Source organism: Methylobacterium sp. AC832 (assembly GCF_979256025.1).
Genome location: NZ_CEEDMV010000001.1, coordinates 48,199 through 62,340 on the forward strand (window position 1 = coordinate 48,199; position 14,142 = coordinate 62,340).

The 14,142-nt window shown below is 66.0% G+C and carries 16 protein-coding genes; 7 read left to right on the top strand and 9 right to left on the bottom strand.

Annotated features, from left to right (window positions below; all coding sequences use genetic code 11):
* Nucleotides 1-7: 7 nt before the first annotated feature.
* Nucleotides 8-211 carry a hypothetical protein gene (locus tag AC0IXR_RS00205; protein ID WP_056428480.1) on the bottom strand — a complete coding sequence of 68 codons (204 nt, stop codon included), beginning with the start codon at nucleotides 209-211 and terminating at the stop codon, nucleotides 8-10.
* 78 nt (nucleotides 212-289) lie between these two features.
* Nucleotides 290-505 carry a hypothetical protein gene (locus tag AC0IXR_RS00210; RefSeq protein ID WP_056428477.1) on the bottom strand — a complete coding sequence of 72 codons (216 nt, stop codon included), beginning with the start codon at nucleotides 503-505 and terminating at the stop codon, nucleotides 290-292.
* Nucleotides 506-1,322: 817 nt separating this feature from the next.
* On the opposite strand from AC0IXR_RS00210, the gene AC0IXR_RS00215 reads away from it, so the two are divergent.
* Nucleotides 1,323-2,219, top strand: a complete 897-nt coding sequence (locus tag AC0IXR_RS00215; protein WP_056428474.1) for a helix-turn-helix domain-containing protein — start codon at nucleotides 1,323-1,325, stop codon at nucleotides 2,217-2,219.
* Nucleotides 2,220-2,382: 163 nt separating this feature from the next.
* On the opposite strand, the gene mepA is transcribed toward AC0IXR_RS00215, so the two are convergent.
* From mepA to AC0IXR_RS00245, 6 genes are all read right to left on the bottom strand, one after another.
* The gene (gene mepA, locus AC0IXR_RS00220; protein ID WP_156467782.1) at nucleotides 2,383-3,312 is read right to left on the bottom strand and encodes a penicillin-insensitive murein endopeptidase; all 930 of its coding nucleotides are present in this window, start codon (nucleotides 3,310-3,312) and stop codon (nucleotides 2,383-2,385) included.
* Between the two features lie 46 nt (nucleotides 3,313-3,358).
* Nucleotides 3,359-3,892: a hypothetical protein gene (locus AC0IXR_RS00225; protein WP_056428471.1), complete on the bottom strand. Its 534-nt coding sequence runs from the start codon at nucleotides 3,890-3,892 to the stop codon at nucleotides 3,359-3,361.
* A gap of 155 nt (nucleotides 3,893-4,047) precedes the next feature.
* Nucleotides 4,048-4,362: a DUF2293 domain-containing protein gene (locus AC0IXR_RS00230; RefSeq protein ID WP_471759356.1), complete on the bottom strand. Its 315-nt coding sequence runs from the start codon at nucleotides 4,360-4,362 to the stop codon at nucleotides 4,048-4,050.
* Between the two features lie 22 nt (nucleotides 4,363-4,384).
* On the bottom strand, nucleotides 4,385-4,888 hold the full coding sequence (locus tag AC0IXR_RS00235; protein ID WP_207410888.1) for a TIGR00645 family protein: 504 nt from the start codon (nucleotides 4,886-4,888) through the stop codon (nucleotides 4,385-4,387).
* A gap of 87 nt (nucleotides 4,889-4,975) precedes the next feature.
* Complete coding sequence (gene msrA / locus AC0IXR_RS00240) at nucleotides 4,976-5,635, bottom strand: peptide-methionine (S)-S-oxide reductase MsrA (protein WP_419953407.1); 660 nt, start codon at nucleotides 5,633-5,635, stop codon at nucleotides 4,976-4,978.
* A gap of 99 nt (nucleotides 5,636-5,734) precedes the next feature.
* Complete coding sequence (locus AC0IXR_RS00245; protein ID WP_056428459.1) at nucleotides 5,735-6,055, bottom strand: hypothetical protein; 321 nt, start codon at nucleotides 6,053-6,055, stop codon at nucleotides 5,735-5,737.
* A gap of 179 nt (nucleotides 6,056-6,234) precedes the next feature.
* Here AC0IXR_RS00245 and AC0IXR_RS00250 point away from each other — a divergent pair, with 179 nt between their 5' ends.
* On the top strand, nucleotides 6,235-6,930 hold the full coding sequence (locus AC0IXR_RS00250; RefSeq protein WP_056428456.1) for an HAD family hydrolase: 696 nt from the start codon (nucleotides 6,235-6,237) through the stop codon (nucleotides 6,928-6,930).
* Nucleotides 6,931-7,326: 396 nt separating this feature from the next.
* Nucleotides 7,327-7,701, top strand: a complete 375-nt coding sequence (locus AC0IXR_RS00255; protein ID WP_405030684.1) for a hypothetical protein — start codon at nucleotides 7,327-7,329, stop codon at nucleotides 7,699-7,701.
* Nucleotides 7,702-7,761: 60 nt separating this feature from the next.
* On the opposite strand, the gene AC0IXR_RS00260 is transcribed toward AC0IXR_RS00255, so the two are convergent.
* Nucleotides 7,762-8,667 (bottom strand): GlxA family transcriptional regulator, encoded by a 906-nt coding sequence (locus AC0IXR_RS00260; RefSeq protein WP_244478213.1) that lies wholly within the window; start codon nucleotides 8,665-8,667, stop codon nucleotides 7,762-7,764.
* A 231-nt stretch (nucleotides 8,668-8,898) separates the two neighbouring features.
* Here AC0IXR_RS00260 and AC0IXR_RS00265 point away from each other — a divergent pair, with 231 nt between their 5' ends.
* From AC0IXR_RS00265 to AC0IXR_RS00280, 4 genes are read left to right on the top strand one after another with little or no spacing between them, the layout of a single operon-like run.
* Nucleotides 8,899-10,149, top strand: coding sequence for a sarcosine oxidase subunit beta family protein (locus AC0IXR_RS00265; protein WP_311276542.1), 1,251 nt, complete (start codon nucleotides 8,899-8,901; stop codon nucleotides 10,147-10,149).
* A gap of 30 nt (nucleotides 10,150-10,179) precedes the next feature.
* Nucleotides 10,180-10,467, top strand: coding sequence for a sarcosine oxidase subunit delta (locus AC0IXR_RS00270; protein WP_056428443.1), 288 nt, complete (start codon nucleotides 10,180-10,182; stop codon nucleotides 10,465-10,467).
* Nucleotides 10,464-13,502: a sarcosine oxidase subunit alpha family protein gene (locus AC0IXR_RS00275; RefSeq protein ID WP_471759357.1), complete on the top strand. Its 3,039-nt coding sequence runs from the start codon at nucleotides 10,464-10,466 to the stop codon at nucleotides 13,500-13,502. Before AC0IXR_RS00270 ends, AC0IXR_RS00275 begins: the two co-directional genes overlap by 4 nt.
* Nucleotides 13,495-14,112: a sarcosine oxidase subunit gamma gene (locus tag AC0IXR_RS00280; protein ID WP_461235020.1), complete on the top strand. Its 618-nt coding sequence runs from the start codon at nucleotides 13,495-13,497 to the stop codon at nucleotides 14,110-14,112. Before AC0IXR_RS00275 ends, AC0IXR_RS00280 begins: the two co-directional genes overlap by 8 nt.
* The last annotated feature ends 30 nt before the right edge of the window (nucleotides 14,113-14,142 follow it).

The window sequence follows — 14,142 nt, forward strand, 5'->3', positions numbered from 1 at the left end:
GCGTGGTTCAATGGCCGCCGAGAAGACCGCCGACCGCGCCAAGAAGGCCACCGACGAGACCGCTGACCAATCCGCCTACCTGACCGACCACGCCGGAGACGGCGCCGAGTTCGCTGGAGAGGTCCAGTTCCAGGCCGAGGGAGAGGCCGCCGCCGACGGCGTCGAGTTCCTTGGCGTCGAGTTCGCGGATGGTGTCGAGGTTCTGGGTCATGTCATAGCTCCGGTATGAGGCCGCGCGTTCGTTTCGCGCCGGGCCTAGAGAAATCAGGACGCTGGTTCGAAGGCAGCGTTACTTGCCGCCGAGCAGTCCGCCGACAACGCCGCCTACGGCACCGAGAAGGCCGCCTACGAGACCGCTTACCAGCCCGCCGACCTGATCGACCGTGCCGGATACGGCACCGAGTTCGCTGGAGAGGTCGAGGTCAAGTCCCAGGGAGAGGCCGCCGCCGACAGCATCGAGCTCGGATGCTTCGAGGGGGCGAATAGTGTCATTGGCAGTCGACATATTTTCTCTCCAAGATGTGTTCGGCAGATCGATTGTTTTCTCGTCGTTCTATGTTTGAAAGCGTTCGGGATTGCTTTCTGTCATCCAGACTACACCTCTTGCCCGATCCATCAAGTCACTATCTCGACCCTTCGATCTTAGGGAGGAACGGATAGACCTATATTGGCGATTGATGATCTATATCTATATGCCTTCGGCGGCGGTGCATAATATCCTGTATCATATCGCCTGCGACAGGCGTTTTTGGCGATTGTTGATCGAAATCGGAGTCAAGGCTGGAATTTTGTATTGCAGTTCATAAGTGTTGGAAACAAAAGAGCTTTTTTCAGAGAATTGACATTTTGTCGCATGTGTCTCGAAGAGACGGGCTCGGCTTGACTGTGGGGAAAATGCTTCTCCCAATGTTGGGGGCGATAGACGCAATGATCTCACGATCCTTCAAAATCAGGTGTACCGGATGAAGAATTCAATCGAGGCCTGAGCAAACGCTCCGCCTGTTCGATAATGCGTGCATGCCGCCATGAGTCGTTTCGATGGACGAAGCAAAAGGACAAGATGCGTCCAATTAGTGGAGTTCTAAACAAGCGGCTCTGTTTGCATCGGTTCGTTGCGTGTCATATCTCTGCATCCGAGGCTGCGACGTGTTGGACAGTGACAGAGCGATTTTCTTCGAAATGACACACCACATTGCCGAAGTCTCCTTTGCCTGTTGCCGGAATATCCTGCGGCAGAGCTGGGAAGTTCTGACGCTTCGGTAAGGCACAATCCATTGAGCTGGCTGCAGCACGAGGGTTTCACATGCACCATGAAATCGTGAATGCGGGTTGAGCGGAGTGAGTTCGGTTGCACGCTCGAACTCGATGGCGAGATCGAGGCAGTGCTCCAGACCAGTACGGGGCTCGGCTGGGCCGGTATCGGGTTCTGCGACCTGATGCTCGGTAGCCATGGGACGGCGTCCATAGTCCAGCAGGGCATCCATTTCGCGCTCTCGTTGGCCCCGCAAAGCCAGCACTTCCTGTGGTCCGGGCAGAGCTATCATTTCTCCGAGGACAACATCGTGGTCCTCGAGCCGGGGGCGACCGTGATCGAGAACTGGACCGGTGCGTTTCGCACCATGGTCCTCAAGCTGGCTCCAGAGGCCGTCGAGCGCATTACCGATCTGTCCCTGGCCAAGACGCGCATCCGGACGCAGTTCTTCCCGTCGCGCTCTCAAGTCGCCGCGGGCCATCTCCTGCAGGCAGTCTCGGCCGACCTCGAGACCGGCTGCGCCAACGGTCCTCTGCTGGTAGAAAGCGTATCGGCGACGCTGCTGCAGCTGTTCTCAGGCACCGATGCGCCTCCACACCGCAATGGTCCGACCCTGACTTCGACGCAGGCCGCCATCCTTCGGGAGCTGATTCTCACCCACCTCACCGAACCGCTGAGCCTGCAGTACCTCGCGGATGCGGTCGGTATCAGCGTCGGTCATCTGGTCCGCGCTTTCCGTACGTCATTCGGGGTGACGCCCTACCAGTTCATCCTGCGCGAGCGGGTGAACCGTGCGCAGGACCTTATCGCAACCGGAACGATGAGTCTGAGCGAGATTGTCCCCCTGGCGGGGTTCAGCGATGCGAGCCAGATGTCGAAGACGTTCCGCCGTCTCACGGGACAACCGCCGCGCGCTTTCGTGCGCCGCGCGCGCGACAGCCGGTCCGCCGATGCGGTTGCCGATTAGGTCGGGCGTAGAACCCGCCTCTCCCGGTTGCGTGCCACTGTTCCGGGATGTGGCATCCGTGATGCCGAATCGCATGGGCTATCCGGCCTGACGCTGCGCATCCCCGCCCATCGGCGTGGATCCCGAAACACGAATTCTCGATGTGCTCGCGGGAAAGCTGAGCTTACCGGGCCTTCAGCACCATCCGGCAGGCTGCGGGAAGGGCCGCCATGGTCATCGGCGGTCTGGGTTTCCCCGGCTTCGTGGATTTCGGCGGGTTCAGCACGGCGTCGCTGAACCAGTATGCGAGCTCCTCTCCGCAGCCGTCGCCGGATGGCGGCGGCGCTTGGTCTCCGCATTGGTCGTCCCCAGCCGGGCAGGAGAGGCGGATATGGTAGTGGTAATTGTGCCCGTACATCGGGCGCACCTTGTTGAGCCAGGAGCGGTCGCCCCCCGCCTCCCGGCACAAAGCCTTCTTGATCGCCGGGTTGACGAAGAGGCGCGCGACTTCGGGCTGTTGGGCCGTGAGGCGGATCAGCTTGAGGTGCTCCTGCGTCCAGACCTGCGGGTCGATGTCGAGGCGGTCCGCGCGGACCACGTTGGTGGCAGAGGTCTCCTCACGCTCCGCACGGGTCATGCGGTGGTCGGGCATGGGCGTGAGCCAGACATCGGCGTCGAGGCCGAGCTGATGCGAGGCGTGGCCCGTGAGCATCGGGCCGCCACGAGGCTGGGACATGTCGCCCACGAGAAGCCCGTTCCATCCGACGCGAGGAGCCTTGGCGGCTAGGCGCTCAATGAAATCCACGAGATGCGGTGTGCCCCACATCCGATTCCGGGAGAGGCGCATGACTTGCCAGGTCGGTCCGTCATTGGGCAGGGCCTCGCCGCCGGAAAAGCATCCCTTCGCATAAGAGCCATAGGGCCGGGCGGGGCCGGGTGCCGGTGTCGTCGCCCGCCCGAACAGGGCTTTGGCCGGCGTCGACGGCGCATCGGGATCGGCCAGGGGTGGAAGGGGCTTGGGATTTACGCTGCCCCTATCCTGGGCCTGTGCGGCCCCTCCACACAAGAGGAAGGCGAGGGCCGCGAGGCGGAATGGACGAGAGGTCAGGTGCATGGCGCCAACCTAGTCTATCGGCCGTCGGGCCGTCGAGAGCTCTCGACTATTCCGCCGGTGCGACCGCGATCTTGATCGAATCCGATTTCGCACCACTGACGACGACGAGAATAGGAGTGGTACCGAACTGGAACCGGACGCTCTTCGAGACGCCCGGACATCCGGGCCGCATCGTGCTCGCCACGGGCTTGCGCGTCGTCGCGCCGTCCTGGCTCACGTCGATCCAGGCATTGTCCGACAACGTCACCTGATACAGGCCGGGCGTGACGACGGGTGGGATCCGCAAGCTGCCGCCGAACGTGCCGGGCTTCGGTTCCCGCGAAGGCGTCAAGGGAAGATCGGCTCCCGCGACCGGCTTGAGCGCCAGAACGGCGCCCGGCATTTCCGCGGAGAGGGTCGCGCCGGAATCGAGCCGGGGGAGGGAGGGCGCCTCGAACCAGGCCTGCTCCCGCAGGATCGGCCAGTCGAACGTGGTACAGGCGGCAGGATCGGCATCCTGCTGCGCCCATGCCCGGTCGGCCGCGAGGCCCGCACCGGATGCGAGCACCAATCCGGCGATGATGGGGAGCATTCTGCGCATGGCCACTGTCCTGTGAACGGTCGAGGCCCCCTCGATCGTGGAAACGGTTGCGCCGCCGGAAAGGTTTCCCGCAGAGATGTACTTCGGCAGGGCGCGTATCCGAAGGGTCAAGCCAGGCGCCACGCCCCCCTTGCGGGGCGGGGCCGACGCGGGGGTCACTCCTCGTCCGGTTGTTCTACGTCCTCGGACACGGTTCTGCGCACGCCCCAGCCGCGCAACGTCTCGTTGAGCTCGTCGAGGACGAAATGGCGGGCGCTGTCCCGGTCGTAGCCCTCTTCGAGATAGGATTCGTATTCGGTGAAGACGTGGCGGGCGAAGGCGACGAGGGCGAGCCATGCCGCATTCTCGGGGCTCGCATTCCGTAGGCCAGGACTGGCCAGCGCCCGGGCAAGGACGGAATCCGTCTCGAAGGCGGGAAGGCGCGGAGCAAGGATCCGAAGCGCTTCACCGACGGCTTCCGCGCGGGTCATCGAGCCGACTCCCGGAACGTTCCTACTTGTCGTGATGCCCGGCGGCGATCCGATCCGTCAGGGCCATCAGGATGCCGGAGACGACGAAGACCATGTGGAGACCGACGAGCCAGTACAGCTCTCGGTCCGGCGTCGCCTTGATGTCCATGAAGGCTTTCAGCAGCGAGATCGCCGAGATGGCGACGATCGAAGACATCAGCTTCAGCTTCAGTCCGGTGAAGTCGATCGTCCCCATCCATTCGGGCCAGTCCTTATGGTCCGTATGATCGATCTTCGAGACGAAGTTCTCGTATCCCGAAAACATCACGATGATGAGCAAGGATGCGGTGAAGGACAGATCGACCAGAGTCAGCACGCCGAGAATGATCTGTGACTCAGTGGCGCTCCACATGTGCAAGACGAAGTGGGCGAGTTCCTGCAGCAGCTTGACCAGCAGCACGACGATGCCGATGCCCAGTGCGGCATAGAAGGGCGCCAGCAGCCAGCGACACGCGAAAAGTACGCGTTCGAAAACCTGTTCGACCATCTGTCCCAATACCCCCGTCCGACCGGGCGGGGGTTTGCCATGTACCGCCAAGCTCGACAAGGTTCGGGCTTGGATAAGCCGGGCGCCTCAGGCGGCGATCCCGGTTCCGACCGGACAGGTCACTCCGGTGCCGCCTACACCGCAATAGCCAGCCGGGTTCTTGGCAAGGTATTGCTGATGGTAGCCCTCGGCGAAGTAGAACGTATCGAGCGGGACGATCTCCGTCGTGATCTCGCCGAACCCGCGTGCCTTCAAGGCCTCTCCGTAGACCTCCCGAACGCGTCGGGCGGTCTCGGCCTGCGCCTCGTTCGCCGTGTAGATTCCCGAACGGTACTGCGTGCCGACATCGTTGCCCTGGCGCATGCCCTGGGTTGGGTCATGGCTCTCGAAGAACGTCTTGAGCACTGCCTCCAGAGGGCGCACGGCCGGATCGTAGACGACGAGGACAACCTCGTTATGGCCGGTCATGCCCGAGCAGACCTCCTCGTAAGTCGGGTTGGGCGTGAAGCCGCCAGCGTACCCCACCGCCGTCACGACGATTCCGTCCGGCAATTGCCAAAACTTGCGCTCGGTGCCCCAGAAGCAGCCGAGTCCCAGGACGATCTGCTCGGTTCCCTCCGGATAAGGGCCTTTCAGCGGATTGCCGTTGACGAAATGGGTCTCGGTGGTGGGAATCGGCGTCGACCGGCCGGGCAACGCATCGGTGGCGCTCGGCATCTCGGGACGCTTGCGGAAGAACTGGAGCATCGGGGGCCTCCATGAGAGGGCGGGATGTCCCCTATATGGGGTGCCGGCCCCGTTCCTGAATGCCCCGTGTCGAAACGGCCATGCCGCCGGACGTCGATGTCAGGGCCGGCTGAGGAAGCCGATCGGCTCGCGGGGCGGCTGGCCGAGCCAGAGCAGGAAAGCCCCCAGGCCGAGGCCGAGGAGGCAGGCGGGGGCCAGGGTCAGCGGCAGGACGAGGGCTTGCCAAAGCCATGGCGCCACGCTCTCCACCGCGCCCTGAAGCGCGCTTCCGCGCTCCTTGAACAGTGTCATCAGCAGGTCGCTCAGGCTGGTGACGCGCACGCCGTTATTGGCGATCGAACGCGCGCCATCATAGACGAGGCCGACAAAGCCCGCCGCGAGGACGACGTATCCGAGGAGGCGGCTGAGAAAGCGGAGCATCGCGGCTTGCACACAAGCCGGCTCCCATGCCGGCCTTGCGGGATTACGGGCCGCCGTCGCGAGGCGCAAGGTGTCCGAGGCGCACGCCGTCCCGGCAATGAGTGCGCGAGGACTGCCATTGCGCCCCGAGACGCCTCCGTGGCACAGCCCGGCCCAGACATTTCCAGCGGACCAGCGCTTTGCCGACCGAACCCGAAACTCCCACCGAACTGGTGATCTTCGATTGCGACGGCGTGCTGGTCGATAGCGAGCCCCTGAGTCTCGGGACGCTGACTGCCGGGCTCAATCGGATCGGAGTGGTCATCGATGTGGATACGGTGAGGGAGCGCTTCGCCGGCACATCCATGACGTCGATCATGGGGCATATCGAGCGCGATTACGGGATCGCCGCGCCCGACGGCTTCGTCGAGGCGGTGAAAGCCGAAACCCTTCGCGCCTTCGACCGCGACCTGCGCGCCATGGAGGGGATCGCGCTGGCGGTGCGGTCACTGGAGCTTCCGAGCTGCGTCGCGTCCAGCAGCGATCCGGCGCGGCTCGCCCATTCGCTCGGCCTCACCGGCCTGTTGCCCCTGTTCGAGGGCCGTATCTTCTCGGCGACCATGGTCTCCCGCGGCAAGCCGGCTCCCGACCTGTTCCTCCTTGCCGCTGCCGAGATGGGCTTCGCTCCTGGCCGATGCCTCGTGGTGGAGGATAGCGTGCCTGGTGTCACGGCGGCGCGCGCCGCGGGGATGCGCGTCCTGGGCTTCACCGGCGGAGGGCATTGGCTGCACGATTCCACGGGAGCGGACTTGATCGCGGCCGGTGCTGAACGAGTCTATGGGCATCATCGCGACCTTGCCGGCCTGATCGGGCGCGTGGCCGCCGCGTCCGCTTGACCGCGGCGCACTCCAAAAAAACTACCCTCCGAAGAAATCGCCTGCGCTTCGTGGGTCCAGGCGTCATTCCTGCCACAAGACTGCATGCATTCGGAAGATGCATCCGTTGACGAAGCGACGTGTTGCTCTCATTTTAGAGGTGCGGCTCCAGACCGGATGGCTTGGTCCGTCGCGGTGATTTGAAGTGTGTAGCTTGCGCCGCGTCATCAAACGCTAAAGCACTGCGGAGCGCTCGCGCCTCGTGGTCCTTCATCGAAAGGATGACTTGCCGTGACTGATCGACCCTCGTTCCAAAGTCTCTTTTGTGCCTGCTCCCGCTGTCGATGCTGACCCACCCGTCAGATCCGATTGCTTTCAGCAGATGGCCGTTAGGCCGCGCCAGGAGACTTCGACACCATGCCCCACTTTCACCAGGGCGACGCCCACAGGGCGTTGAACCGATTGCACACGCCTGATGCCCGGGCGGATCATCTGGAGGCCCGTGCCCGTAACCGCCTTCATACCGCCCCGCCGCCACGGGTGATCGAAATCGGCGACGTGACGGCCGGAATCGCTGTGCCCGAACGGGGCGGCGTCCGGTTCTTCTCGTCCGAACGCGATTTCGACCCCCTCGACGGGCTCGTCTTCGCCAGCGTCGAGAAGGCCGCCAAGGCGGCTCGGGACCGTTTCGCGGCTCGTCGCGCGCTGCGCAGGCACGCCGCCTCGCCCCGCCTCGATCCTGTCCGGGCCGACGCGGCCTTCGACATCCATCGGACCGCGTACGGGCGCTGAGCCTTCGCTCCCCTCGAAGGCGGCCGTTCCGGCGCGGACGCCCGTCCCGGAACGGCCCTCTCACCCCTCGCCGGTTTTGCTAGGCGGGGTTGTGGCCTTGAGGCGCCTCCGGCGTTCGGCTCGGGCGAGTTCGGCCGCATTGGCAAATCCCGTCGCCATGGCGATATTCGCCGAGCTCAGCGCGCTCTCGCGGCGGAGCTGATGGGCCCGGTCGAGCCGCAGGGCGAGATAATGCTGGTGAAGACTGATGCCGATCCGGTTTCTGAAGAGTAGCTCGAGCTGACGGATCGACACGCGGGCGAGATCGGCCAGTCCCTGCCGCGAGAGCGGCGTTTCCAGATTCGCTTCCATCGCGGCGAGGACCCGGAGCAGCCGCGGGTCGCGCACCCCGATCCGCAGGCGGAGGTCCATCCTCTGCGGAGTCAGGCCCTCGCGAATCTGGTTGTGCAAAAACCAGTCGCTGACGCCGTTGGCGAGGCCCGGACCGTGGTCGCGCTCGATCAGGTTGAGCATCAGGTCGAGGGCGGCGATGCCGCCCGAGCAGGTGATCCGATCGTCCTGGATCTCGAAGAGGGAGCGCACGACCTCGATATCCGGGTAGCGTTCCTCGAAGGCGGGAACATGCTCCCAGTGGAGCGTGCAACGGCGCCCCGTCAGCAGACCCGCACGGGCGAGCAGGTAAGGCCCTCCGGAAATGCCGCCGAGCGTGATCCCCCGCCGGGCGAGATGGCGAAGCCAAGCGGTCAGGGCTGGGTCGTCGAAGGCGGCGGGATTTCCCCCCGCACAGACGAAGACACGGTCGGCGTCGAGCTTGGTGTCGCCGACATCGACATCAGGCAGGATCGCAATTCCGTTGGAAGCCTGGACGGCGCCTCCGCCCGGTGCCGCATGCCACCAGCGGTAGACTTCGCTTTCCAGAAGGGTGTTGGCCGCCCGCATGGGCTCGACCGCGGCCGCGTAGGACATGAGCGGAAAGCCCGGCAGCAAGATGAAGCCGACGGTCAGCGGCGCCGGCTTTTCCGATGCCGTGGCGTCAAGGGCGAGATCGGGCAAGATTCGGGGACTTTGGCGCTAGAGGACGGCCGTTCATTTCTGCGCAAATTGTCCGAATGACGTCGCAAAATGCAAGGGGCGTTAGCCGGCGATACGCTACTCAAGGTGACACACGCCGCAACCAGCCCCGGAGCATGTCCTGCCATGCGCTATTCCCTCCTCAGCGTCCTGGGTCAGGCCCTGCGCGGCCAGCGTGATTGGAAGCCCCAATGGCGCGATGCCGCGCCCAAGGCCGAGTATGATGTCGTCATCGTCGGTGGCGGCGGCCACGGTCTCGCGACAGCCTATTATCTCGCCAAGGAGCACGGCATCACCAACGTCGCCGTGCTGGAGAAGAGCCATGTCGGCTCCGGCAATGTCGGGCGCAACACCACCATCGTCCGCTCGAATTATGGGCTCGCCGGCAACATCCCGTTCTACGAACGGTCGATGAAGCTCTGGGAGGGGCTGGAGCAGGACATCAACTACAACGCCATGGTGAGCCAGCGTGGCGTGCTGAATCTTTACCATTCGGATGCGCAACGCGATGCCTATGCCCGGCGCGGCAACGCCATGCGGATGGCGGGCATCGATGCCGAACTCCTCGACCGCGAGGGGGTTCGGGGAATGGTGCCGTTCATCGATTTCGACAATGCGCGCTTTCCCGTGAAGGGCGGTCTCCTGCAGCGCCGGGGCGGCACGGTGCGCCACGACGCCGTGGCCTGGGGCTATGCCCGCGCGGCCAGTGACCGGGGCGTCGACATAGTCCAGAACTGCGCCGTCACCGGCATCCGCCGCGAGAATGGGCGGGTGGTCGGGGTCGAGACGAGCCGTGGCTTCATCCGGGCGAAGAAGGTTGCGCTCTCGGTGGCGGGCTCGACATCGCTGCTGGCCTCCATGGCCGATCTGCGCCTGCCGATCGAGAGCCACGTGCTCCAGGCCTTCGTCAGCGAGGGCGTGAAGCCTCTCATCGACACGGTGATGACCTTCGGGGCCGGCCATTTCTACGTCAGCCAGTCGGACAAGGGCGGCCTCGTCTTCGGGGGCGACATCGACGGCTACAATTCCTACGCCCAGCGCGGCAACCTCGCGACGATCGAGGACGTGATGGAGGGCGGCATGGCCCTGTGGCCGGGCCTCGGGCGCCTGCGCCTGCTGCGGCACTGGGGCGGGATCATGGACATGTCCATGGATGGCAGCCCGATCATCGACCGTACACCGATCGACGGCCTCTATCTCAATGCGGGCTGGTGTTACGGCGGCTTCAAGGCGACCCCGGCGGCGGGGTTCTGCTTTGCCCATCTCATCGCCCGCGACACGTCGCATGGGGACGCCGCCGCCTACCGGCTCGACCGTTTCGCCACCGGCCATCTCATCGACGAGAAGGGCATGGGCGCCCAACCGAACCTGCATTGAGCGCGGATCTGGATTGAGGGAACGACGATCATGCGTATCCGATGCCCCCATTGCGGGCCCCGCGACAACGGCGAGTTCAGCTATCTCGGCGACGCCGCGCCGATCCGGCCCGACGGCATGGAAGCGCCTCCCGCCGCCATGCACGACTACGTCTACCTGCGTGACAACCCGGCCGGCCCCCATCGCGAGCTCTGGTATCACGGCGCCGGCTGCCGCTCCTGGCTCGTGGTCGATCGAGACACGCGCACCCACGAGATCACCGGGGTGTCCTCCGCCCGCGAGGTCGCGCTGAGCCGTCGGACAGGAGAGGTCGCATGACCACGCTCACCCTTCGGGATACCGCCTCCCCCAGCGGCGCCTCCCCGGCAACGGCCGTTGGGCAGGGCTTTCGTACCGCGACCGGCGGCATGATCGACCGGCGCCGCCCCCTGGACTTCACCTTCGACGGCCAGCGCTACAGCGGTTTTCAGGGCGATACCCTGGCCTCGGCGCTGTTGGCCAACGGCGTGCGCCTCGTCGCCCGGTCGTTCAAGTACCACCGCCCGCGCGGCATCCTCACCGCCGGTTCGGAAGAGCCTAACGCCCTCGTCGAACTGCGTTCGGGCGCGCGCCGGGAGCCGAACACCCGCGCCACCGTGGCCGAACTGTACGAGGGGCTTGAGGCGTCGAGCCAAAATCGCTGGCCGTCGCTGAAATACGACGCCCTCTCGGTCAACGCCCTGGCGGCGCCGGTTTTCGCGGCGGGCTTCTACTACAAGACATTCATGTGGCCGGCTGCTCTGTGGGAGAAGCTCTACGAGCCGATGATCCGCCGCGCCGCCGGCCTCGGCCGGGCCGCCCATGCGCCGGATCCCGACACTTACGACAAGGCCTTCGCCTTCTGCGACGTGCTGGTCATTGGGGCAGGACCGGCCGGGCTTGCGGCGGCCCTGGCCGCCGGACGCTCGGGCGCGCGTGTCATCCTCGTCGACGAGGATCACCGGACGGGGGGGCGCCTGCTTGCCGACCGGCGCGAGATCGCCGGCCGATCCGGTGCGGACTGGGCGACGGACACCCTCGCCGAACTGGCGAGCATGCCGGACGTGCGCATTCTGAGCCGGACCACCCTGTTCGGGGTCTACGATCACGGAGCCTACGGGGCGGTCGAGCGCGTCGGCGATCATCTCGCCGTGCCCCCCGTCCATGCGCCGCGCCAGCGCCTGTGGCGGATCACGGCAAAGCAAGCCATTCTCGCTGCCGGAGCCATCGAGCGCCCTCACGTCTTCGGCGGCAACGACCGGCCCGGCGTGATGCTGGCCGGCGCGGTGCGGACCTACCTCAACCGATACGGCGTGCTCCCGGGCCGGGCCGTCGCAATCTTCACCTCGGGCGATGACGGATGGCGCACCGTGGCCGATGTCGCCGCGGCGGGCGGACAGGTGGTGGCCGTGATCGATTCCCGCGCATCGGTGCCGGCCGAGCTGCGCCGGGCGGCCGAGGCCGTCGGCGCGCAGGTGATCTGTGATGGCTACGTCACCGGTACGAAGGGGCATCTCGGCCTGGAAGCGATCGAGGTGGTGGACACCTATGGCAGCCGCCAGACTATCGCCTGCGACTGCCTCGCCATGGCCAATGGCTGGAACCCGATCGTGCATCTCGATTCGCATCTGTCCCGGCGCCCGATCTGGGACGAGACGATCCACGCCTTCGTGCCGGGTGCGCTTCCCTCCGGCATGGTGGCCGTCGGGGCGGCGGGCGGGGCCTTCACCCTCGCCTCCTGCCTGGAGACCGGCGGCCGGGCCGGTGTGGAGGCTGCCTCAGCCTGCGGATTCGCCGGCGCCGCGCCCGAGACCCCGAAGACCGATCCCGAGAGCATCGCCCATACGCCGCTGTGGCGCGTGCCGGTATCGAGGGGCAAGGCCTTCGTCGATTTCCAGAACGACGTGGCCGCCTCCGATGTGGAGCTCGCCCATCGCGAGGGCTTTCGCGCGGTGGAGCTCCTGAAGCGCTACACCACCCTCGGCATGGCCACCGACCAGGGCAAGACCTCGAACCTCGCCGGGCTCGGCATCATGGCGGAGCTCACCGGCCAGCCGGTCGCGAGCGTCGGCACCACGATGTTCCGGCCGCCCTTCACCCCCGTCGCCATCGGCGCTTTCGCCGGGCATCACCGGGGCAAGGATTTCCGCGCGACCCGGCATGTCCCATCGCATGCCTGGTGCGAGGAGCAGGGCGCGGTCTTCGTGGAGACCGGCCTGTGGCTTCGTCCGGCCTATTTCCCCAAGGCCGGCGAGAGCGACTGGCTGGAAACGGTCAATCGCGAGGTGAATACCGTGCGCGCCCATGTCGGCATCTGCGACGTGACGACGTTGGGCAAGATCGACATCCAGGGCCGGGACGCCCTCGCTCTCATCGAGCGGGTCTGCGCCAATCCGTACGGCACGCTACCCGTGGGCAAGGCGCGCTACGCCGTACTTCTACGTGAGGACGGCTTCGTCCTGGACGATGGCACCATCGCGCGGCTGGGCGAGAGCCATTTTGTGATGACGGCCTCCACGGCCAACGCTGCCAAGGTCATGCAGCACTTGGAATTCTGCCACCAATGGCTGTGGCCTGAGCTCGACGTGCAGATGGTCTCTGTGAGCGAGCAATGGGCGCAATATGCGGTAGCCGGACCGCGCGCTCGCGACACGTTGCGGGGCATCGTCGATCCCGGATTCGACCTGTCGAACGAGGCCTTCCCCTTCCTGGCCTGTGCCGACATCACGGTCGGAGGGGGCATCCCCGCGCGGCTGTTCCGCATCTCGTTCTCGGGCGAACTCGCCTACGAACTGGCTGTGCCGGCCGCCTATGGCGACGCCGCGTGGCGTGCGGTCATGACGGCCGGCTCGGCCCACGGCATCACGGCCTACGGCTCGGAGGCGCTCTCGGTGATGCGCATCGAGAAGGGCCACGCGGCCGGTGCCGAGATCAACGGCCAGACGACGGCGCGCGACATCGGCCTCGGCGGCATGCTCGCCAAAAAGAAGGACTATATCGGCCGCGTGATGAAGGAGCGCCCGGCCCTCGTCGATCCCGAGCGGCCGATCCTCGTGGGGTTCCGCCCGGTCGACCGCAGCCAGCGCCTGCGCGCGGGGGCGCGGTTCCTCGCCGTCGGCGCCGCCCCGAGCCTCGCGGCCGATGAGGGTGTCATGACCTCCGTCGCCTATTCGCCGAGCCTCGGGCACTGGATCGGGCTCGGGTTGATCCGGCGCGGCGCCGAGCGCCATGGGACGCGCGTGCGCGCCTACGATCCGGTGCGCGACGGGGATGTCGAAGTCGAGATCTGCTCACCGGTCTTCGTCGACCCGAAAGAGGAGAAGCTGCGTGTCTGATGTTATCGAGACGACATGGCGGCCGAGGAGCGCCTGGGCGGGGATCGCGCCGGTCGGTCGGCACGGCCGCCCGGGCGGCGAGCCCGGTCTCACCCTGACCCTGCGCGACGAATTCGGGCTTGCCACCGTGATCGCGGTGAAGGGCCGGACCGACGCCCTGCAGCAGGTTCTGGGCGAGCGCTTCGGCTGGTCGCTGCCCGATACGGGGACTGCCAGCCTCACGGGAGAGCGGGGATTGGTCTGGTCCGGACCGGATCAATGGCTCGCTCTCTTCGAGACGCGCCAGGAGATGGCGGGCCTCGGCGAGGCGTTGCAGGGTATTGCCGCGGTCACCGACCAGAGCGACGCCCGCGCGATCGTCCGCGTGTCCGGGCCGGACGCCCGGGCGTTCCTCGCCAAAGGCCTCGCCATCGACCTTCATCCCCGTGCGTTTCAGCCGGGGCAGGTGGCCGTCACCGCCCTTGCGCATATGGGCGCGCAGGTTTGGCAGCGGGACGCAGCCCCCATCTACGACCTCGCCGTGGCGCGCAGCTTCGCCGGCAGCGTCTGGTCGTGGTTGAGCCATGCCGCGGCTGAGTTCGGCTACGACGTTCGCAACGCGGCGCCGTGAGCGGAGCCGGCTGTTCCCCGGCCGGATGCT